The sequence below is a fragment of the Streptomyces sp. NBC_00285 genome (assembly GCF_036174265.1).
Lineage (GTDB): Bacteria > Actinomycetota > Actinomycetes > Streptomycetales > Streptomycetaceae > Streptomyces.
This window is the reverse complement of sequence record NZ_CP108055.1, coordinates 6,235,400-6,255,938: the sequence shown is the minus strand read 5'-3', so window position 1 is coordinate 6,255,938 and position 20,539 is coordinate 6,235,400. Positions and strand designations below refer to the sequence as shown.

Sequence of the window (20,539 nt, the reverse complement as noted above, 5' to 3'; positions counted from 1 at the left end):
CACCGTGTCGGCCCGGTACCGGGGGGTGTTTTCCCTCAGTACCGGGCCGCCGCGCGAAGAGCCTGTGCCCAGTCGCCGGACAGGCCGGTCGGCGTGGGTCCCGTCGGGCTCAGACCCGCAGCGCCGCCAGCCGCTCCTCGAACGGCACCACCCCGGCGAACCCGCCGACCGCGCCGGTCTCCGGACCTCGCCCGGCGGACGGCCGCCCTGCCGACAGCCCGGACATCAGCCTCGCCAGTTCCCCCGCGGCCCGCTCGATCCGCCCGTCCAGCCCCTCGGCGCCCCAGTCCTCCGACGCGGCGTACACACCGGTCGGCACGACGACGGCCTTCAGGTGGGCGAAGAGCGGCCGCAGCGCGTGCTCCAGCACGAGAGAGTGCCGGGCCGTGCCGCCGGTCGCCGCGATCAGCACGGGCTTCCCGGCCAGCGCCTCCGGCTCCAGCACGTCGAAGAACGACTTGAACAGTCCGCTGTACGACGCCGAGAACACGGGCGTGACGACGATCAGCCCGTCGGCCCCGGTCACCGCCTCCTGAGCGGCGGCCAGCGCACGGCCCGCGAACCCGTTGGTGAAGTGGTGCGCGATGTCCACGGCGAGTTCCCGCAGCTCCACGACACGCACCTCCACCGGGCCCTCGGCCGTCCGGCCCACGGCCGCGGCCAGCCGGTCCCCCAGCAGCCGCGTGGACGAGGGCACGCTCAGCCCCGCGGAAACGACGACGAGCTTCATACGGCGGCCTCCTTGCGGGCGGTGGTGAGCAGCGACGCGTGCGTGGGAGCGTCCGGCACCCCGGCCGGCCGGCCCACCGCGAACTCCTTGCGCAGCACCGGCACGACCTCCTCGCCGAGCATGTCGAGCTGCTCCAGGACGGTCTTCAGGGGCAGCCCGGCGTGGTCCACGAGGAACAGCTGGCGCTGGTAGTCCCCGGCGTACTCGCGGAACTTCAGCGTCTTCTCGATGACCTGCTCGGGGGAGCCCACGGTCAGCGGGGTCTGGTCGGTGAAGTCCTCAAGGGAGGGTCCGTGTCCGTACACGGGGGCAACGTCGAAGTAGGGGCGGAACTCACGCACGGCGTCCTGCGAGTTCCGGCGCATGAACACCTGCCCACCCAGCCCCACGATCGCCTGCTCGGCCGTCCCGTGCCCGTAGTGGGCGTACCGGGCGCGGTACAGCTCGACCATCTGCTTGGTGTGGTCGGCCGGCCAGAAGATGTTGTTGTGGAAGAACCCGTCGCCGTAGTAGGCGGCCTGCTCGGCGATCTCGGGAGACCGGATCGACCCGTGCCAGACGAACGGCGCGACCCCGTCCAGCGGCCGGGGCGTGGACGTGAAGCCCTGGAGCGGCGTCCGGAACTTCCCCTCCCAGTTCACGACGTCCTCGCGCCACAGCCGCCGCAGCAGGGCGTAGTTCTCGATGGCGAGGTTGATGCCCTCGCGGATGTCCTTGCCGAACCACGGATACACCGGCCCGGTGTTGCCGCGGCCCATCATCAGGTCGACGCGCCCGTCGGCCAGGTGCTGGAGCATCGCGAAGTCCTCGGCGATCTTCACCGGGTCGTTGGTGGTGATCAGCGTGGTGGAGGTGGAGAGGATCAGCTTCTCGGTCCGCGCCGCGATGTACCCGAGCATGGTCGTCGGCGACGACGGCACGAAGGGCGGGTTGTGGTGCTCACCGGTCGCGAAGACGTCGAGCCCGACCTCCTCGGCCTTCAGCGCGATGGCGACCATGGCCTTGATCCGCTCGCGCTCGGTCGGCGTACGGCCCGTCGTCGGGTCCGGCGTGACATCGCCGACGCTGAAGATCCCGAACTGCATGGTCTCTCACCCTCCAGGTTGTTGACGGTTAAACTATAACCGCACGCCTGGAGAACGACGACCTGCCCGCCCCTATTCCCACGGCCCCAGGTCCCCCCACCCAGGGACACGGGACAGCGCCAACCCACGGCGCCACCCCCCACCCACGGACACGGGACAACCTCGACCCACGGCTCCACCACCCACCCAGGGGCGCGGGGAACTGCGCGACCAGCCCCCACCGGCCCGCACCCGACGAACGACCGCATTCACCCCCACCCAGGATCCCTCCCGGTCCGCCCCAACAGCCGCTCAAAAGCCGACGCATCCCCCGCCACCCCCACCGGCTCCCCGAACACCCCCATCTTCCGAGCCGTCGGCTCCAGCTGAGCCACCGCACCCGCCAGCTCCTCCACGACCACCGCGTCGGCCTCCCCGTACCCCCGCCCCGTCGCCCGCGCCAAGTCCCACACATGCACGGTCAGATCGAGCAGCGCCATCGAGCCGACCAGCCGCGCCGGCATGTCCATCGCCCCGGTCACCCCCTCCTCCGCACCGGGCGCGGACCACGCCACCACCAACCGGTCCGCCTCGGCCACGAACCGCTCCCGCCAGTCCGAGCCCTCCGCCACCCGGTCGGGAGCGCTCGCACCGAAGTCCGACGCCTCCTTCGCAGCCAGCCGCTGGAACTGCACCACCACCTGGAAGAGATGGTTGACCAGCGCCTTCACGTCGTACTCCGCACAGGGCGTGGGGGCGTCGAGGGCCGTGTCCGGGATCCCCCGGACCACCGGAACCGCCCGCTCGCGCGCCAGATCCAGCAGCTCACCGATGCCGTACGTCTTCGCCTCGTTCGTGTCCATGCTCCGACCGTACGAAGACCGCCCCCGTCCTTCTTGAAGAAACGCGACGCCTGGGCGAGACGTACGATCCGCTCATGGCCCAGGCCGAACCGCGCCGCGACACCCGAGGGATCGTCGACCCCGCCGGACTGCTGACCCGGGTGCGGTTCCGCCGCCACGACCCCGCCGAACCGCTGCGCCGGTACGTCGAGCACTACTGGCTGATCGACTGGGACCTGCCCGAGCCCTACGTCTCCCACGTGGTCCCGCACCCGTCCGTGCACCTCACCTTCCAGTGGGACGAGGAGGAGGGCCCGCCCTACGCCGAGCTCACCGGCATCCCGGGCGGCCTCTACATCAGGAAGCTCGCCGGCCGGGGTCGGGTCTGCGGGGTGAAGTTCCGCCCCGGCGGCTTCCGGCCGTACGCCCCCGAGCACCCGGTGTCGCACTGGACGGGCGAGACGCACCCCGCCCAGGACGTGTTCCCGCAGGCCGGCGCCGAGAGCGCACGCACCGTGGTGAGCCCCGCCGCCGACACGGCCCGCGTCGCCGCACTCGACGCCTTCCTCAGGCCCCTCGCCCCGACCGCCGACCCGCAGGCCGACCTGGCCGTGCACCTCGTCGACTGTGCCCGCACCGACCGCACCCTGCGCCGCGTCGACGACTTCGCCGAGGCGGCCGGACTCTCGGTACGGGCGCTGCAACGTCTCTTCTCCGCATACGTCGGCGTCAGCCCGAAGTGGGTCATCCTCCGCTACCGCATCCACGAGGCCCTCGAACTCGCCGGCACCCGCAGCGAGGTCGACTGGGCCGCCCTCGCCGCCGACCTCGGCTACGCCGACCAGGCCCACCTGGTCCGGGACTTCACGGCGACGGTGGGGGTACCGCCGACGGCGTACGCCCAGGCGGCGACAGGCTGACCGCCCCGCCAGGACCCCTCTCCGGAGCACCAGGAATCACGGCACCAGCACGAGCCGCCCCCGCACCCCGCCTTCCTCCAGCCGGGCGTGCGCCTTGGACGCGGCGTCCAGCGGGTACGTCTCGGCCACCCGGAGCGTCAGTACGCCCTCGTCCACCAGTGCGGCCAGCTCGGCGAGGCGCGCCCCGTCGGCGGCCACCGCGACCGACGTGGTCCGCACCCCGCGCACCGACTCGGGGTGCGCCCCCGGCTGTACCCCGGCATAGGTGCCGCCGTCCCGCACCCACTCCAGGGCCGCCTCCCCGAGCACCGCCGTGTCCAGCACCGCGTCGAAGGCACCGGCAGCACCGGTGGTCGTGAACTCCGCGGCCCCCAGCGACCGTACGAACTCCTCGTCGCCCTCCCGGGCCAGCCCGGTCACCGACACCCCCCGGCGCGCGGCGAGCTGGACGGCGAACCCGCCGACCGCACCCGCCGCCCCGGTGACCAGAAGGGTCTGCCCGGGGGCCAACTCCAGCAGATCCAGGGCCTGTACGGCGGTCAGCGCGTTGAGCGGCAGGGTCGCCGCGTGCACCGCGTCGACCGTGGCCGGCGCCTTGGCGACCGCGTCCGTGCCGACGACGACGTACTCGGCGTGCGCGCCCAGCGGCTTCACCAGACCCTCGTGGAGCGCCACCACCTCGTCCCCGACCTCCCAGGCGCTCGCCACGCCCACCGCGTCCACGGTCCCCGCGACATCCCAGCCGAGACCGATCTGCTTGCCCGCCCCGCCGAAGAAACCGGCCCGGACCCCGAGGTCCACCGGATTCAGCGCGGCACCGGCGGTCTTGATCCGCACCTGCCGGGCCCCCGGCCGGGGAAGCTCGCTCTCCACCAGCTCCACGGCCTCGGGCCCGCCGAACGTCCTCACCACAGCAGCACGCATGACTGTGTACTCCCTATTCGTCACTGTTCGCGTCGGTATCCCCGCCGCCGACAGCAACCCTAGGAAGAGTTACTATCTATTGGTAAGTAGTTACCCACAGGTGCGTACCTACCCCGGAGGTGAGCCATGCCGACCACGACGGCGGCCCAGCGGCGCGAGCAGGCCCGCGTGGAGTACGACGCGTTCATCCGGGGCTGCCCCACCAACCAGCTCCTGGAGCGGCTCAGCGACAAGTGGGTCAGCCTCGTCGTCGCGGCCCTCTCCACCGGACCGATGCGCTACAGCGACCTCGGCCGCAAGATCGCCGGCGTCAGCCCCAAGATGCTCACCCAGACCCTGCGCAGCCTGGAACGCGACGGCATCCTCACCCGCACGGTCACCCCGTCCGTCCCCGTGCGCGTCGACTACGACCTCACGCTCCTCGGCCGCAGCCTGGCCGGTCTGCTCACCGCGGTGAAGGACTGGGCGGAGACCCACATCGAGGAGGTCCACGAGGCCCGGGACCGCTACGACACCTCGACCGACTGACGCCAGAAGAACCGACGCGCGTCAGAAGCACCGCGACGCACGTCAGAAGCGGCAACGGACGTCAGAAGTAGTACTCGTCGCCGCTGTCCAGGACCAGCACCCGCTGCCGGTCGTTCTCCCGGTTCCGGTCCACCGTGCCGCCGTTCCACACCGTGTCGATCTCCAGCAGCACCTCCGACGGCACCCCCAGCAACCGCACCCGCATCTCCACCCGCTCCCCCACCTCGTCCGCGGCCAGCGCCCCCACCCGGCACAGCACCACCCGCTCCTCCGCCCGCGCACACCCGTCCGGCAGCGTCTGCCGGTCCACGAGCGGCTCGGACCACCGCAACCTCACGGTCGCGTCCGGAACGGCGGCGGGCCCGTGGTTGCGCGGCGTGAACCGTACGTCCACCCGCCCGCCGGACATGGACGCGGCCCCGTGATACGCCAGATCCGCCTCGGGCCCACCGACGGCGACCGCCGTACCCCCACCCGCCAGCCCCACAACCACCGCACCCCACACCGCAAGCACCCGCAGACCCCGCATGCCACCCACTCCTCGTTCCAGCCGCCCGAACCGCCGTGGTCGCATGGATGTATCCCACGTACGGCGAACGACAGGCGCCCTCCATCAGGTGACACACGACCCGGCGAGCCGCCGTGCCAAGCTGACCGGCATGTTCGTCGCCCGCTCCGCCGCCCTCTTCGTCGTAGCCGCCCTCTTCGAGATCGGCGGCGCCTGGCTGGTCTGGCAGGGCGTCCGGGAACACCGCGGCTGGTTGTGGACCGCGGGCGGCGTCCTCGCCCTCGGCGCCTACGGCTTCGTCGCCACCTTCCAGCCCGACGCCCACTTCGGCCGCATCCTCGCCGCGTACGGCGGCATCTTCGTGGCCGGCTCGATCCTCTGGGGCATGGCGGCCGACGGCTACCGCCCGGACCGCTGGGACATCGCGGGCGCGCTGATCTGCCTCGCGGGCATGGCCGTGATCATGTACGCCCCGAGGGGCGACTGACGAGCCCGCCGGGCCCGCGCCACGGACCGCCTCGGAGCGCGGCCACAAGCCCGCCTATCCTGGCGGGGAGCCCGTCACCCGAACGTCCGAGGAGCAGTCCATGGCCCCCGCCGCACCCTCCGCCGCCTCCCGCATCGCCGTCGTCACCGGTGCGAGCAGCGGGATCGGCGCGGCGACCGCCCGGCAGCTCGCCGCGGCCGGCTACCGCGTCGTCCTGACCGCCCGCCGCAAGGACCGTATCGAGGCGCTCGCCGAGGAGATCAACACGGCGGGCCACCAGGCGACGGCCTACCCGCTGGACGTGACGGACCGGGCCGCGGTCGACGAGTTCGCCTCCGCCTTCAAGACGATCGGCGTCCTCGTCAACAACGCCGGCGGAGCCCTCGGCGCCGACCCGGTCGCCACCGGCGACCCGGCCGACTGGCGCACGATGTACGAGACGAACGTCATCGGCACCCTGAACCTCACCCAGGCCCTGCTCCCCAAGCTCGACGCGAGCGGCGACGGCACGATCGTCGTCGTCTCCTCCACCGCCGGCCACGGCACCTACGAGGGCGGCGGCGGCTATGTCGCCGCCAAGCACGGCACCCACGTCCTCGCCGAGACCCTCCGCCTGGAGATCGTCGGCCGCCCGGTCCGCGTCATCGAGATCGCACCCGGCATGGTCAGGACCGACGAGTTCGCCCTCACCCGCTTCGGCGGCGACCAGGAGAAGGCGGACAAGGTCTACCAGGGGGTCGCCGAACCCCTCACCGCCGACGACGTGGCCGACACCATCACCTGGGCGATCACCCGCCCCAGCCACGTCAACGTCGACCTCCTGGTCCTGCGCCCCCGCGCCCAGGCCTCCAACACGAAGGTCCACCGCGAACTGTGACCCCCGACCGCAAAGATCCCCACGACGAACGCCACATGTGGTGGTGGCTCGCCTACTTCCTCTTCGGCATCCACATCGTGGCGTTCGTGATGATCTACGCGGTGATGCACGCCCCCAAGTGAGCGGAAAAAGAAGGGCGTTGCAACGCCCTCGCTGCTAACTTACGAGCGAGACCGTGACGACACCGCGAGGAGGTGAGACCCATGAACGCTGTATCCCTGTGGGTGCTCCCCCCGGCTTCACGGTCCGGCGACTGACATCAGGTGTCGCCGGGAGCGCCTCGACAAAGGCACTCCCGAAAGGCCACACCAATGAACAACGACATCCGCGAACGCGACTTCACCGTAGGTGAGGTCCCCGGCGTTCTCTGGTCCCCCGCATCCGCCCCCGAAGGCGCCCCCCTGATCCTGATGGGCCACGGCGGCGGCAACCACAAGAAGTCCCCGGCGATGACGGGCCGAGCCGGCCTCCTGGTGACCGCCGGCTTCCACGTCGCCGTCATCGACGCCCCCGGCCACGGCGACCGCCCCCGCAGCGCACACGACGACCAGGAAATCGCCGAGCTCTACCGGGCCCGCGAGGCGGGCGAACCGGAAGGCCCGATCGTCGTCCGCTACAACGCCCACCTGGCGGAACTCGCCGTACCGGAATGGCAGTCGACCCTGGACACACTGCAGAAGTTCCCGGAGATCGACCCCGGGGCCCCGGTCGGCTACTACGGCATCAACATGGCCACGGCGATCGGAGTCCCCTTCGTCGCGGCCGAACCCCGCATCAAGGCAGCGGTCTTCGGCCAGCACTGGCCCGACGCCCTGACCGAACACGCGCGACGGATCACCGTCCCGGTCGAGTTCGCCATGCAATGGCACGACGAACACATCCCCCGCGAATCCGCCCTCGCCCTGTTCGACGCCTTCGCCTCAAAGGAGAAAACCCTCCACGCCAACGCAGGCACCCACAAGGAACTCCCCCGCTTCGAGGCGGACAGCGCGGTCCGCTTCTTCGTCCGCCATCTCTGTCCGAAGTAACCCACAGGGATGAACCTCATCGATCACCCGAACGGCCCCTGAACTGGCGATCTAGGCTCACGCCACAACATCAACACGACGGCCCTCGGCTGGGAGGCAACCCGGCCGAGGGCCTGACCGACAAGGAAGTAGAGCCTTCCCTGTGGCTGACCCCGACACTAACCTGCGTCCATACGCGTCGATCGAACGACGTGCAAAGACAAAACCCCCGGCCCACGAAGTAGAGCTCCTACTGAACGAGCTCCGTGGTGTCCCACACGACACACCCTCGCTGCTCGAGTCACTGGCCCTCCGAGACATCGGTTGGCGCCTGATCGTCGTCTACTGCCGCATCTCCAACGACAGGCACAGGAGAGACGGGCATGGCGTCGAAGACCAGGCGAAGCACTGCGCACGCATCGCAGCGCAGCGTCGCATGATCGTCGTTCACCGCTACGTCGACAACGACAGGACCGCTTCCAAAGTCGGCGTCAAGCGCCCAGGGTTCGACGCGATGCTTGACGATCTCAAGCGCGGAACCACCGCAGTCGGATTCCCGATCGACGGTGTGGTGTGCGTCTCCGATGACCGGCTCTACCGGGACGTGCACACATATCAGCAATTCCTCAAGTGCTTCACCGCGCACCCCTCCCGGGTGTACGCCGACGGGCTCGGCTCGTACGACCTCTACAACGAAGAAGCGGCACGACGCGGCCTCATCGGCGCAGCCGCCGCACACGCTGAGAGCAGGAAGCAAGAGCACCGGGCGACACTCAACCATCGCGCCCGCGCGGAGCGGGGTGAACCAGTAGCTGTGCGCCGTCCGTTCGGCTGGAATGCCGACCTGCTCACGCTGCATCCCGGTGAATCGGAAGTGGTTCGGCGTGGACTACAGAGCTTCCTGGAGGGAAAGACACTGACTGCCGTCACTCAGGATTTCGTCACCTCTGGCTTCACGACCACCCTTGGAAACTCTTGGCAACGTCAGACAGTCAAACAGATCCTGCGCAACCCACGGATCTGCGGGTACCGCAAGCTCAACGGCACACTCGTCCTCGACACTGACGGAAATCCTGTAGTCGGCCGTTGGGAATCCATCGCGTCACCGGAGGAGTGGCGACTGGCCGCAGAGTCGTTGGAGAGGAAGCGCCATCCCGGAGGCTGGCAGAAAAACGGTGCAGCCTCGCCAGAGGGCACGTATCTGCTCACCGGGCTGGTGCGCTGCGGGCGCCCCCTTACCGGCGGACGACAGTGTGGCGCTGCCCTGCATGGGTGTCCTACCGGTGACTCGTTTCTGTACCGCTGTCGTACCGCGTTGGACGGAGGCTGTGGCCGAATCAGCCGCCAAGGCCCCGCAGTGGACGATCTGATCACTCGGTACGTCCTCGCCGCGCTGGACCGCCAGGGCTCACTCAACGCGTGGTCGGCAATCCCATGGCCCAACACGTACAGGCTGGAGATCGCCAAGCATCACAAGGCCGCCCTCCAGGAGCAGTGGTACGCAGCAGAGATCAGCGATTCCGACTACTTCTCACAGCTGAGGCGAGAGGAGACCGAAATCAAACGGCTTGTGAATGAGCAGCAAGCGTGGTTGATCAGGCATCGCCCTGGCATGCCCCAGCATGCCGATGCACGCGCCTATTGGGACGGGCTGAGCGTGATCGAGAAACGTGAGATCCTCTTCGGCCTGTTGGGGTCCGTGACAATTCTCCCCGGCACCAAAGGATCGCACCATTTCGAGCCCTCCACGATCATTGCGACGTGGCGCACGCAGCTGAAAGCCCCGGCTGCGTAGCCGTACCGCATAGGGAGATCCGTGAAAAGGGAGTCCTGACCTGCTTTAGGCCAGGGCCCCCTTTCACACGTCCATGGGTCAACCCTTCACACACACGACCTGCTTCAGCTTCGCCACGACCTCCACCAGGTCCCGCTGCTGGTCGATGACCTGGTCGATCGACTTGTAGGCACCCGGGATCTCGTCCACGACGCCGGAGTCCTTACGGCACTCCACGCCCCGCGTCTGCTCCTCCAGGTCCCGCGTCGAGAACCGCCTCTTGGCCGCGCTGCGGCTCATGCGCCGGCCCGCGCCGTGGGAGGCCGAGTTGAAGGCCTTCTCGTTGCCGAGGCCCTTCACGATGTACGACCCCGTGCCCATGGAACCCGGGATGACGCCGTACTCCCCGGCCCGGGCGCTGATCGCCCCCTTGCGGGTGACGAGCAGGTCCATGCCCTCGTACCGCTCGCGGCTCACGTAGTTGTGATGGCAGCTCACCTCGGGCTCGAAGGCCACCTTCGCCTTCTTGAACTCCTTGCGGAGCACGTCCTTGAAGAGGGCCATCATGATCGACCGGTTGTACCTGGCGTACTCCTGAGCCCAGTAGAGGTCGTTCTGGTACGCCGCCATCTGCGGGGTCTCCGCGATGAAGACGGCGAGGTCCCGGTCGACCAGTCCCTGATTGTGCGAAAGCTTCTGGGCCACACCGATGTGGAACTCGGCGAGTTCCTTGCCGATGTTCCGAGAACCGGAGTGCAGCATCAACCAAACAGAACCGGTCGTATCCGTGCAGACTTCGACAAAGTGGTTGCCGGATCCCAGCGTCCCCATCTGCTTGGCCGCCCGCTCCTCACGGAACTTCACCGCCTCCGCCACCCCGTCGAACCGCCCCCAGAAGTCGTCCCACCCCCCGGTAGCGAACCCGTGGAACCGTCCCGGCTCGACGGGACTGTCGTGCATGCCCCGCCCCACGGGAATCGCCTGCTCGATCTTCGACCTGAGCCGGGACAGATCCCCCGGCAGGTCGTTCGCCGTGAGGGACGTCTTCACCGCCGACATCCCGCAGCCGATGTCCACGCCCACCGCCGCCGGGCACACCGCACCCTGCATCGCGATGACGGACCCGACCGTCGCACCCTTGCCGTAGTGGACGTCCGGCATCACGGCGAGACCCTTGATCCACGGCAGGGTCGCGACGTTGCGCAGCTGCTGCAGGGCGCCGTCCTCGACGGTGGCCGGGTCGGCCCACATCCTGATCGGAACCTGGGCGCCCGACATCTCCACGTACGACATTTCGTCCTCGATCCCCCGAAAAGCAAACAGAAGTATCAGATCGCAAAACCGGCACCAAGATCGACGTATGGGACGACGGACCGGCGTTCACGGCAGTGCGTGCGATACACATTGTCCTCAGGGGACGCCCCCATGCGGCAAGCGAATAACCTGCGGGGACACTGTGATCCCCACGAGTCGGAGATATTTCCGAGAGGAGCCCCACCGTGCAGCGGAAGGCCTACGTACCCGGCGTCGCCGCCCTCCTCGCGGCGCTGTTGGCCGGCTGCACCGGCAGTTCGGGCGGCGACGGGACGACGGACGACGCGAACCCGGGCGACGCGGGCACAGCCACCGTGGCCGCCCAGCCCGGCAAGTACCGCACACTCCCGGAAGCCTGCGGTGCGGTCGGTCAGAGCAGCCTTGACGTGCTGCTGCCCGGCATCAAGGAGATCACCGACGCGAACCAGCGCACCCTGGCCTACGAGGGCGACGCGACGCTGACCTACGACACGGACCGCAAGGTCGGCTGCCGTTGGAAGGTCGAGGCCGCGGACGCCACCGAGTACCTGTCGGTCGACTTCGAGCGTGTGGTGTCGTACGACAACGCGGTCAGCGACGACAGTCAGGCGCAGCAGCTGTTCGCGCAGGCCGAGGAGAAGGCGGACCTGCCGGTGGCGGCGACGTCGAGTGCGGCGTCGGATGTGGCGAGCGGTACGAGCAGTGCCTCGGCGAGCCCGACGGCCTCCTCGTCGCCCACGGCCGGTGGGTCGGTTTCAGCTTCTCCGAGTGGTTCGTCCTCGGTGACTCCGTCCGATCTGCAGCCCCGTCTGCTGGACGATCTCGGCGACGAGGCGTTTCTTGACGACGCGTTGAGCGGCTCCGGTTCGACGGCTCAGCAGCGCAAGGTGACTGTGGCGTTCCGCACGTCCAACGTGATCGTGACGATCGAGTACGAGGAGCAGCCGACGTCGGTCGGCGTCACGCCGGACAGCAAGGAAATGCAGGACAACGCCCGGAAACTGGCCTCTCAGCTGGCCGGGTCGCTGTCCGGTTGAGGGCTTTCCATGCTCCTTTCACCCGTGTGCGCAAAGGATTCGAAGCTGGACCGCACAGGTTCCTCACCGCGTACGGTGGCCCCTCGGACCCGATCCGACGGCAGGAACCACAAGCGTCATGAGTGAAGGAACCATGCAGCGACGAGCAGAGCGTGACCAAGGTGTGCAGCAAGCGAAGCGTCTTCACCGCGTCCTTGTTGGCGTGGCCGCAGTCCCCGTGATGCTGATCGCCTCTGGCTGCTCCTCCGACTCCGGCAGCGACAGCGGCAGCGGCAGTTCCGCGGCCGGCAAGGGCGCGGACGGTGGTGCTTCGGCGTCGGCTTCCGTGAGTGCGGCGCCCACGGTGCAGGCGGCGGCGTACGACTCGCTTCCCGAGTCGTGCGGGGTGTTGTCGGCGAAGACTCTGAAGTCGCTGGTCCCGGAGGCTCCGAAGTCGGGCAAGAAGGGCACGTCGGAGGCGGGGACGCGCGGGAGTTGTTCCTGGAGCAGCCTCGACAACAACGGTGTGAAGGGTTCCCAGTTCCGCTGGCTGAACGTGTCGTTGCTGCGCTTCGAGTCGGACACCTCGCGCGGCACGGGTGAGGCGCAGGCGCAGAAGTACTACGAGCAACAGATCCAGGATGCCCAGTCGGTGGCCGGTGCGAAGAACACCAAGTCGCAGGCGGTCTCGGGCAAGGGTGATGCGGCGACGCTGGTGCGCTACGACCTGAAGAAGAAGGAAGGCGCCTTCAAGCAGCAGACGGTCGTCACGCGCGTGGAGAACGTCGTCGTGACCGTCGACTACAACGGCGCGGGTCTGGCGGGCGAGAAGGCGCCGGGTGCGGATGCTCTGGCGAAGCTCGCGGAGAAGGCCTCGAACGAGGTGGTGGCCTCGGTGTCGGCGGCGAACGGCGAGGGTGCGGTGAGTCCTGCGCCGTCCACGTCGCCTTCCAAGTCGGCGCCCACGTCCCCTTCGGCGGCCCCGTCGAAGTCGGCTTCGAAGTCCGCGTCTCCGTCCAAGTCGGTCGCGAAGACGAGCTGAAGCAGAGCTGACGGCCCGTACCGGCCACCCGTGCGCAGCACACATGTGCCAGTCTGTTGCGCGCAACAACACGTACAGCGAGGGGAGTACGGGTGTCCGCGCCCATGCAGCTGACTCGAACACACCGCTTGCTCATCGGCGTGGTCGTGTTCGGTGCCGTGATCATCGCCGGCATCGGCTTCGCGGGGTCCTATGCGGCCGTCCGTGAGCTCGCCCTCAAGAAGGGCTTCGGGAACTTCAGTTACGTCTTCCCGATCGGTATCGACGCGGGTATCTGTGTCCTGCTGGCCCTGGACCTTCTCCTGACGTGGATCCGCATACCGTTCCCGCTGCTGCGTCAGACGGCCTGGCTGCTGACGGCGGCGACGATCGCCTTCAACGGTGCGGCGGCCTGGCCGGATCCGCTGGGTACGGGCATGCACGCGGTGATCCCGGTGCTGTTCGTGGTGGCGGTGGAGGCGGCTCGCCACGCGATCGGCCGGATGGCGGACATCACGGCGGACAAGCACATGGAGGGGGTCCGGCTCACTCGCTGGCTCCTGTCTCCCGTCCCCACGTTTCTGCTGTGGCGCCGGATGAAGCTGTGGGAGCTGCGTTCCTACGAGCAGGTCATCAAGCTGGAGCAGGAGCGTCTGGTCTACCGGGCCCGTCTGCACTCCCGCTTCGGCCGTGCCTGGCGCCGCAAGGCTCCGGTGGAGAGCCTGATGCCGCTCCGTCTGGCCCGCTACGGAGTCCCGCTGGCGGAGACGGCGCCCGCGGGTCTGGCGGCGGCGGGTATCGAGCCGGCGCTGTTGCCTCCGGTGTCCCGGGTCGCCGTGGACGCGTCCGGAAACGCGGGTCAGCGGGCCGTGGAGGCGTCGCCCGTCCCTCGGAGGGTGGCGCCCTCCGACGAGCAGCGCCCCGGGTTCGACCACGCGCCCGAGGCGTTCGACCCGGAGCAGAGCCCCTGGTTCGAGGCTCCCAAGCAGGTCGAGTACCAGGGGGGCTACAACCCCAACTACGACCCGCAGGAGCAGTACGAGAGCTGGTACGAGGAGCAGCTGGAGGCGGAGCAGTACGAGCTCCAGCAGATCCAGTACGAGGAGCCGCCCCGGCAGCCGGAGCCGAACCCGATTCCCTCCATGGAGGAGACGGGCAGTTTCCGCATCCCGGTGGCCGGTGGCCGTACCCGCGAGATGGGTGAGGGCGGCGGCCCTCCGGAGCCGACCGAGGAGGACTTCTACCAGGTCTTCAAGAAGTCGATAGACGGCAGCTATCCCTCTCCCGGCCAGCTCAGGGGTGACGTGGAGGCGACGTTCGGCACGGCGCTTCCCCAGCGTGAGGCCGAGCGCATGGTCAAGCGGTTCACCAACCGTCACACGGCGGAACTGCAGGAGGACCACATCGCCTGAGGCAGGCGCAGCAGACAGCCGAGAGGGGCCCCCGTCCGCGGACGGGGGCCCCTCTCACATGCGGTCCGTCACTCCCCGAGCAGGGCCCGGACCCGCTCCTGTCCCACGGCGAGCAGCAGCGTGGGCAGTCGCGGTCCGGTGTCCCGCGAGACCAGCAGCTGGTAGAGCAGGGCGAAGAACGTCCGCTGGGCGGTCTTGATCTCGGCCGGCAGTTCCTTGGGTGTGGCGTCGGCGGGGAACCCGGCCTGCACCTTGGGCACGCCGTAGACGAGGTGGGTCAGCCCGTCGAGCGACCAGTTCGGGGCGAGCCCGTCCAGCAGCAGCCGCAGTGACTGCTGGGAGGCCTCGTCCAGGGACTTCAACAGCTCGGCGTCGGCCTCTTCGCGCACAATGGTCCGCTGGTCGGCGGGTACCTGCGTGTTGATCCACGCCTCGGCCTTGTCGTACCGCGGCCGGACCTCGTCCAGTGCGCCCAGCGGGTGCGAGGGGTCCAGCTCGCTGAGGATCCGCAGCGCCTGGTCGCCGTGCCCTGCGGTGATGTCGGCGACGGAGGCGAGGGTCCGGTACGGCAGGGGGCGGGCCGTGGTCGGCAGCTCGCCGCCCGCGGTCCGTACCGCGCGGGCGTGCGCGGCGATGTCGGCGGGCAGCGCGGATCCGTCAGCGACCTTGACGTCGAGCTTGTCCCACTCGTCGTAGAGGCGCTGGATCTCCTGGTCGAAGGCGATCTTGAAGGACTGGTTGGGCCTGCGGCGGGCGTAGAGCCAGCGCAGCAGCTGCGGTTCCATGATCTTCAGGGCATCGCCGGGGGTGGGCACACCGCCCTTCGACGACGACATCTTCGCCATCCCGGAGATGCCGACGAAGGCGTACATCGGGCCGATGGGCTGCTTCCCGCCGAAGATCCCGACGATCTGCCCGCCGACCTGGAACGAGGACCCGGGTGAGGAGTGGTCGACACCGGAGGGCTCGAAGACGACGCCCTCGTAGGCCCACCGCATGGGCCAGTCGACCTTCCAGACGAGCTTGCCGCGGTTGAACTCGTTCAGCCGGACGGTCTCGGCGTACCCGCAGGCGTTGCAGGTGTACGACAGCTCGGTCGTGGCGTCGTCGTAGGAGGTGACGGTGGTGAGGTCCTTCTCGCAGTTGCCGCAGTAGGGCTTGTACGGGAAGTACCCGGCGGAACCGGAGGACCCGTCGTCCTCGGCGGCCGCGCCGGACCCCTCGGCGGCCTCGACCTCGGCGTCGTCCTGGGGCTTCTGCTGCTGCTTCTTGGCCGGGGCCTTCTTGGTCCGGTACTGGTCGAGGATCGCGTCGATGTCCCCGCGGTGCGTCATGGCGTGCAGGATCTGCTCGCGGTAGACGCCCGAGGTGTACTGCGCGGTCTGACTGATCCCGTCGAACTCGACGCCGAGTTCGGCGAGCGCGTCGACCATGGCGGCCTTGAAGTGCTCGGCCCAGTTCGGATACGGCGATCCCTCGGGCGCGGGCACGGAGGTGAGGGGCTTGCCGATGTGCTCGGCCCACGAGTCGTCGATCCCGGCGATCCCGGCGGGCACCTTGCGGTACCGGTCGTAGTCGTCCCAGGAGATGAGGTGCCGCACCTGGAGTCCCCGGCGCCGGATCTCGTCGGCGACGAGGTGGGGCGTCATGACCTCGCGCAGGTTGCCCAGGTGGATCGGGCCGGACGGGGACAGCCCGGAGGCGACGACCACGGGTTTGCCGGGGGCCCGACGCTCCGACTCCTCGATGACCTCATCCGCGAAACGGGAGACCCAGTCGGTGGTCTCGGTGCTCTGACCCACGATCGGCACGTCCTTCTTTCTGGCTTGGGCAGCGTGAAAGGGCTGCGCCCTCAGTCTAGGCGGCGCAGCCGCCTGCCTGGGGGCGCGGGGAACTGCGCGACCGGCCCCCACCGGCCCGCGGCCAAAAAACCGCTACACCCCCCATGGGATACTGACCGTGTCCATCTGATCCCCCGAGGAGAACGGCACCCTTTCCCATGGCCCCGGTCACGCCCCTCAGCGACAACGTCAACCAGCAGCTCGCCTCCGCCATCTCCGCCACCCTGCCGGAGGCATCCGCGGACCCCCTGCTGCGACGTAGCGACCGGGCCGACTTCCAGGCGAACGGCATCCTGGCGCTCGCGAAGAAGGCCAAGGCGAACCCGAGGGAGCTTGCGGCGCAGGTCGTCTCCCGGATCACCACCGGTGACGTGATCAAGGACATCGAGGTCTCCGGCCCCGGCTTCCTGAACGTGACGCTGACCGACAAGGCGATCACGGAGAACCTGGCCGCCCGGTACGCCGACGAGGCGGGCCGCCTGGGCGTGCCGCTCGCCGAGCAGCCCGGCACCACGGTCGTCGACTACGCCCAGCCGAACGTGGCGAAGGAGATGCACGTCGGCCATCTGCGGTCCGCCGTGATCGGGGACGCGCTGCGGGCGATGCTCGACTTCACCGGTGAGAAGACGATCGGCCGGCATCACATCGGCGACTGGGGCACCCAGTTCGGCATGCTGATCCAGTACCTGTTCGAGAACCCCGGCGAGCTGGCCCCGGCGCAGGACGTCGACGGCGAGCAGGCCATGTCGAACCTGAACCGGGTCTACAAGGCGTCCCGCACGGTCTTCGACTCGGACGAGGAGTTCAAGGAGCGGGCGCGGAAGAGGGTCGTCGCCCTCCAGTCCGGGGACAAGGAGACGCTCGAACTCTGGCAGCAGTTCGTGGACGAGTCGAAGGTCTACTTCTACTCCGTCTTCGAGAAGCTGGACATGGAGATCCGTGACGAGGAGATCGTCGGCGAGTCCGCGTACAACGAGGGCATGCCCGAGACCGCCCGCCTCCTGGAGGAGATGGGCGTCGCGGTCCGCTCCGAGGGCGCGCTGGTCGTCTTCTTCGACGAGATCCGCGGCAAGGACGACCAGCCGGTCCCGCTGATCGTGCAGAAGGCCGACGGCGGCTTCGGCTACGCGGCCTCCGACCTGACGGCGATCCGCAACCGTGTCACCGACCTGCACGCGACGACGCTGCTGTACGTCGTGGACGTACGCCAGTCGCTCCACTTCAAGATGGTCTTCGAGGCGGCTCGCCGGGCCGGCTGGCTGACCGACGGCGTCACCGCGCACAACATGGGTTACGGCACGGTGCTCGGCGCGGACGGCAAGCCGTTCAAGACGCGTGAGGGCGCGACGGTACGGCTTGAGGACCTGCTGGACGAGGCCGTGCAGCGGGCCGCCGAGGTCGTACGGGAGAAGGCGCGGGACCTCACCGAGGACGAGATCCAGGAGCGGGCCACGCAGGTGGGCATCGGCGCGGTGAAGTACGCCGACCTGTCGACGTCCCCGAGCCGCGACTACAAGTTCGACCTGGACCAGATGGTCTCGCTGAACGGCGACACGTCCGTGTACCTGCAGTACGCGTACGCGCGTATCCAGTCGATCCTGCGCAAGGCGGGAGAGGTACGGCCGGCCGCCCACCCGGAGCTGGAACTGGCCGAGGCGGAGCGGGCGTTGGGCATGCACCTGGACGCGTTCGGCGCCACGGTCTTCGAGGCGTCCGCGGAGTACGCCCCGCACAAGCTGGCGGCGTACCTCTACCAGCTGGCCTCCCTCTTCACGTCGTTCTACGACAAGTGCCCGGTGATCAAGCCGGCACCGCCGAAGGACATCGCGGAGAACCGCCTGCTCCTGTGCGACCTCACGGCCCGGACCCTGCACCAGGGAATGGCCCTGCTGGGAATCAGGACGCCGGCGAAGCTCTGACCGAGGTGATCCTCCGAAGGCGCCGCACTCACGAGTACGGCGCCTTCAGGGTCCGTTCGAGCTGCCCGAGCTGCCGTACGACCCACCCGCCGAGCGCCGCAGCCGTCGTTCCTCCTCCTCCACGCGGCCGGCGACTTCTCCGATGCCTGTGCTCTCCTCCAGGCCGCTGGCGCGGAGTTGGGCTGCGAGGCCGGTGAGGTAGTGGGCGGTGGTGAGGAGGTAGTCGTCCACGTCGACGCCGACCGATGACGCGGCGCCGGGCGGGATGCCGTTGACCTCGTCCAGCAGTCGGCTGATCTGGACGGTGATCTCGTCGCGGATGTCCCGCGTCAGCCCGACCGCCCGTCCCACCTGCGCGAGGATCGAGTGGCAGGAGCGGGCGAGCTGCATGAGCAGCCGGTCGTCGCGGTTGAGGGAGGACGAACCCGCGGCGCCGGAGCCGAAGTTGCCCGAGGAGACGCGTGCGTCCACATACTGGGGCTCGTAGCGCCGCAGGTCGAAGGCGGTGGTCGCGCCGAGCGCCGCCCGGAAGCAGGGGTGGACCTGGAACTCCGTCTCGTGCGGCTGGACCGGCAGCCTGTCCTCGCCCGCGTAGACCACGTCGTTGCCGCGCCGTACCCCGAGGAACCCGGCCCCGAACAACACGTCGATGACTCCGGGGAGCGTCAAGGCGTTGGCGTACGCCGGGAAGTCGTGGTGGAGCGTCTCCGCGGCCGCCTCGAAGCGGCGGGTGAGCGCGGCGCGTGTGACGACGTACCCGGTGTTCTGGAAGAGCGGGAAGAGGTTGCGCAGGAAGGGGTGCGCGACCAGGTACTCCGAGGTCAGGTCCTTGAGTTTCCACTCCGAGAACTGCCGGCCCGCCTGCGTCACGTCCGCCTCGGTGATCCGGTCCCGCTCATGGTCCAGCCAGGCCTTCTCCTGGCACAGGTTGAGGAACTGGATGGCGTCACGGGGCCTCGGCAGACAGCGGCCGAAGAGATGCCCGGTGATCTCCTCCCCGCCCACCGTCTGCGGGAACAGCTCCTTCCACAGCTGTTCCTCGGTCAGCTCCTCGCCGACCGACGCCTGGGCCCGCGCCAACGCGAGGTCCCGCAGGGCCTGTTCCGTCCAGGCGATCCTGAGCTCGTCGCCGTGGAACTTGTCGCCCTCCCCGAAAGACAGCGAGTCGTAGATGTCGGCGCGCAGGAACAACAGGAACCGCAGCGAACGGCCGTACAGGCTCGCCGCGTGCTTGGCCGCCAGCAGCAGCCCGATCACCATGGAGTTGCTGTCGGGCTCGGCGGACCACACCTGTTCGAGCTGGTCGACCATGAGGAGAAGCGGCGGGTGGACGACGCCGTCGCACCCCAGGTCGGCGAAGGCCTGCGCCACGCCCAGCTCGACGATCTCCAACTGCCGTGCCGCGCGCGCCCCTTCCGACGGCGACTGGGCGAGATCCACGCTCGCCTTGACCCCGAACGCCTCAAGGGACAGGGAGGTCTGCAATCCGCGTGCCCCCTGCGCGAGCCGCTCCACGAGCCGGCCGCCCCCGCCGGGCGCCTCGCCGTTCTGCTTGAGGAACCGCCCGAGCGCCTTCACCGAGTCGGTCCTGTGGCCGCCGTCGTGCGCACCCTTTGCGTGGTCGACGAGGTACCTGGCCGCGTGCACAGCGAACACGTACCGCCAGATCAGCGCCTTCGCCGAGTCTCCCGGCAGCCCCTGCAACTCGAACCGCCGGATCTCCTCCCCGGCGGCCTCGTCGGGCGTGACGAGCACCTTCCCGCCCGCGTGCCCCGCATCCGACATCAACCGCATGCAGATGGCGCTCTTCCCGGACCCCTTGCGCCCGATGATCAGCATCTTGCGCCCGCTGAGCGCGCCCCGGTAAGCGGCGTTCGACAGGAACCCCCCGCGCAGCAACAGCCCCTCGGTCACGTCCCGTTCGGCGTCCTCACGTCCGAAGTGCAAGCGTGCGAGCAGCGGCTCGTCGACCATGCCGTCCCCCTGTGTCGAGCGAACACCCACGTTAGCGGGAGCGACTGACACCGAGGCCGGGAACGCTGTCAGGTACCACGTTCAGGATCTCGGCACGGTGAGCCGGAGGGCAGGATCCCGCCATGCCCCGGCGACCGGGCCGCCTTCGACATGCGCATGCCACAGAAGCGCAGAGTGACCAGGAAGGAAGCCACTCGCTTCTCAGGGCTCCCAGGTGTGACCGGTCGTCCGCTGCCACCCCGGCTGCGATCGGATACCGGTTGCCACGCCCTCGGGGAACTCCCCTGCTCAGATGCCCGCGACGCCGTTGCCGACCATGCGTAGCGGAACGCCATCTCCCAGTACGGCATTGGCGAGTACATGCCTAACTAGGCCGACTGGTGCCGGTTAGCGTCTCTTTCA

At 69.1% G+C, this 20,539-nt stretch carries 19 protein-coding genes; 11 read left to right on the top strand and 8 right to left on the bottom strand.

Annotated elements, in window-relative coordinates:
* Nucleotides 1–109: 109 nt before the first annotated feature.
* The 3 genes from OHT57_RS29030 to OHT57_RS29020 form a co-directional block, all read right to left on the bottom strand.
* Nucleotides 110–730 (bottom strand): FMN reductase, encoded by a 621-nt coding sequence (locus OHT57_RS29030; protein ID WP_328749488.1) that lies wholly within the window; start codon nt 728–730, stop codon nt 110–112.
* The gene (locus OHT57_RS29025) at nt 727–1,815 is read right to left on the bottom strand and encodes an LLM class flavin-dependent oxidoreductase (RefSeq protein ID WP_328749487.1); all 1,089 of its coding nucleotides are present in this window, start codon (nt 1,813–1,815) and stop codon (nt 727–729) included. The genes OHT57_RS29030 and OHT57_RS29025 overlap by 4 nt, the downstream gene beginning before the upstream one ends.
* Before the next feature lie 248 nt (nt 1,816–2,063).
* Nucleotides 2,064–2,657, bottom strand: a complete 594-nt coding sequence (locus tag OHT57_RS29020; protein ID WP_328749486.1) for a TIGR03086 family metal-binding protein — start codon at nt 2,655–2,657, stop codon at nt 2,064–2,066.
* 74 nt (nt 2,658–2,731) lie between these two features.
* Here OHT57_RS29020 and OHT57_RS29015 point away from each other — a divergent pair, with 74 nt between their 5' ends.
* On the top strand, nt 2,732–3,556 hold the full coding sequence (locus OHT57_RS29015; RefSeq protein ID WP_328749485.1) for a helix-turn-helix domain-containing protein: 825 nt from the start codon (nt 2,732–2,734) through the stop codon (nt 3,554–3,556).
* A 36-nt stretch (nt 3,557–3,592) separates the two neighbouring features.
* On the opposite strand, the gene OHT57_RS29010 is transcribed toward OHT57_RS29015, so the two are convergent.
* Nucleotides 3,593–4,480, bottom strand: a complete 888-nt coding sequence (locus OHT57_RS29010) for an NADP-dependent oxidoreductase (RefSeq protein ID WP_328749484.1) — start codon at nt 4,478–4,480, stop codon at nt 3,593–3,595.
* Nucleotides 4,481–4,606: 126 nt separating this feature from the next.
* Here OHT57_RS29010 and OHT57_RS29005 point away from each other — a divergent pair, with 126 nt between their 5' ends.
* On the top strand, nt 4,607–5,008 hold the full coding sequence (locus OHT57_RS29005) for a winged helix-turn-helix transcriptional regulator (protein WP_328749483.1): 402 nt from the start codon (nt 4,607–4,609) through the stop codon (nt 5,006–5,008).
* Between the two features lie 61 nt (nt 5,009–5,069).
* On the opposite strand, the gene OHT57_RS29000 is transcribed toward OHT57_RS29005, so the two are convergent.
* On the bottom strand, nt 5,070–5,537 hold the full coding sequence (locus OHT57_RS29000; protein ID WP_328749482.1) for a hypothetical protein: 468 nt from the start codon (nt 5,535–5,537) through the stop codon (nt 5,070–5,072).
* 130 nt (nt 5,538–5,667) lie between these two features.
* Between OHT57_RS29000 and OHT57_RS28995 the strand changes: the two genes are divergently transcribed.
* The 5 genes from OHT57_RS28995 (at nt 5,668) to OHT57_RS28975 (ending at nt 9,682) form a co-directional block, all read left to right on the top strand.
* Nucleotides 5,668–6,003 carry a YnfA family protein gene (locus OHT57_RS28995; RefSeq protein ID WP_328753357.1) on the top strand — a complete coding sequence of 112 codons (336 nt, stop codon included), beginning with the start codon at nt 5,668–5,670 and terminating at the stop codon, nt 6,001–6,003.
* Between the two features lie 100 nt (nt 6,004–6,103).
* Nucleotides 6,104–6,880, top strand: a complete 777-nt coding sequence (locus OHT57_RS28990) for an SDR family NAD(P)-dependent oxidoreductase (RefSeq protein ID WP_328749481.1) — start codon at nt 6,104–6,106, stop codon at nt 6,878–6,880.
* Complete coding sequence (locus OHT57_RS28985; protein WP_328749480.1) at nt 6,877–7,002, top strand: hypothetical protein; 126 nt, start codon at nt 6,877–6,879, stop codon at nt 7,000–7,002. Before OHT57_RS28990 ends, OHT57_RS28985 begins: the two co-directional genes overlap by 4 nt.
* Nucleotides 7,003–7,191: 189 nt before the next feature.
* Nucleotides 7,192–7,908, top strand: a complete 717-nt coding sequence (locus OHT57_RS28980) for an alpha/beta hydrolase (protein WP_328749478.1) — start codon at nt 7,192–7,194, stop codon at nt 7,906–7,908.
* A gap of 142 nt (nt 7,909–8,050) precedes the next feature.
* A complete protein-coding gene (locus OHT57_RS28975; protein WP_328749477.1) occupies nt 8,051–9,682 on the top strand; it encodes a recombinase family protein in 1,632 nt (543 codons plus the stop codon).
* 78 nt (nt 9,683–9,760) lie between these two features.
* Here OHT57_RS28975 and OHT57_RS28970 read toward each other — a convergent pair whose 3' ends face one another.
* The gene (locus OHT57_RS28970; protein ID WP_328749476.1) at nt 9,761–10,954 is read right to left on the bottom strand and encodes an RtcB family protein; all 1,194 of its coding nucleotides are present in this window, start codon (nt 10,952–10,954) and stop codon (nt 9,761–9,763) included.
* Between the two features lie 206 nt (nt 10,955–11,160).
* Between OHT57_RS28970 and OHT57_RS28965 the strand changes: the two genes are divergently transcribed.
* From OHT57_RS28965 to OHT57_RS28955, 3 genes are all read left to right on the top strand, one after another.
* Nucleotides 11,161–11,991: a DUF3558 domain-containing protein gene (locus OHT57_RS28965; protein WP_328749475.1), complete on the top strand. Its 831-nt coding sequence runs from the start codon at nt 11,161–11,163 to the stop codon at nt 11,989–11,991.
* A 118-nt stretch (nt 11,992–12,109) separates the two neighbouring features.
* Complete coding sequence (locus tag OHT57_RS28960) at nt 12,110–13,012, top strand: DUF3558 domain-containing protein (protein ID WP_328749474.1); 903 nt, start codon at nt 12,110–12,112, stop codon at nt 13,010–13,012.
* A 104-nt stretch (nt 13,013–13,116) separates the two neighbouring features.
* Nucleotides 13,117–14,403, top strand: a complete 1,287-nt coding sequence (locus OHT57_RS28955) for a DUF2637 domain-containing protein (RefSeq protein ID WP_328749473.1) — start codon at nt 13,117–13,119, stop codon at nt 14,401–14,403.
* Nucleotides 14,404–14,471: 68 nt separating this feature from the next.
* Here the strand turns inward: OHT57_RS28955 and lysS are convergent, their stop codons facing one another.
* A complete protein-coding gene (gene lysS / locus OHT57_RS28950) occupies nt 14,472–16,214 on the bottom strand; it encodes a lysine--tRNA ligase (RefSeq protein WP_328749472.1) in 1,743 nt (580 codons plus the stop codon).
* Nucleotides 16,215–16,402: 188 nt separating this feature from the next.
* Between lysS and argS the strand changes: the two genes are divergently transcribed.
* A complete protein-coding gene (gene argS / locus OHT57_RS28945) occupies nt 16,403–18,163 on the top strand; it encodes an arginine--tRNA ligase (RefSeq protein WP_328749471.1) in 1,761 nt (586 codons plus the stop codon).
* Between the two features lie 45 nt (nt 18,164–18,208).
* Here the strand turns inward: argS and OHT57_RS28940 are convergent, their stop codons facing one another.
* A complete protein-coding gene (locus OHT57_RS28940; protein WP_328749469.1) occupies nt 18,209–20,137 on the bottom strand; it encodes a P-loop ATPase, Sll1717 family in 1,929 nt (642 codons plus the stop codon).
* Nucleotides 20,138–20,539 lie beyond the last annotated feature (402 nt).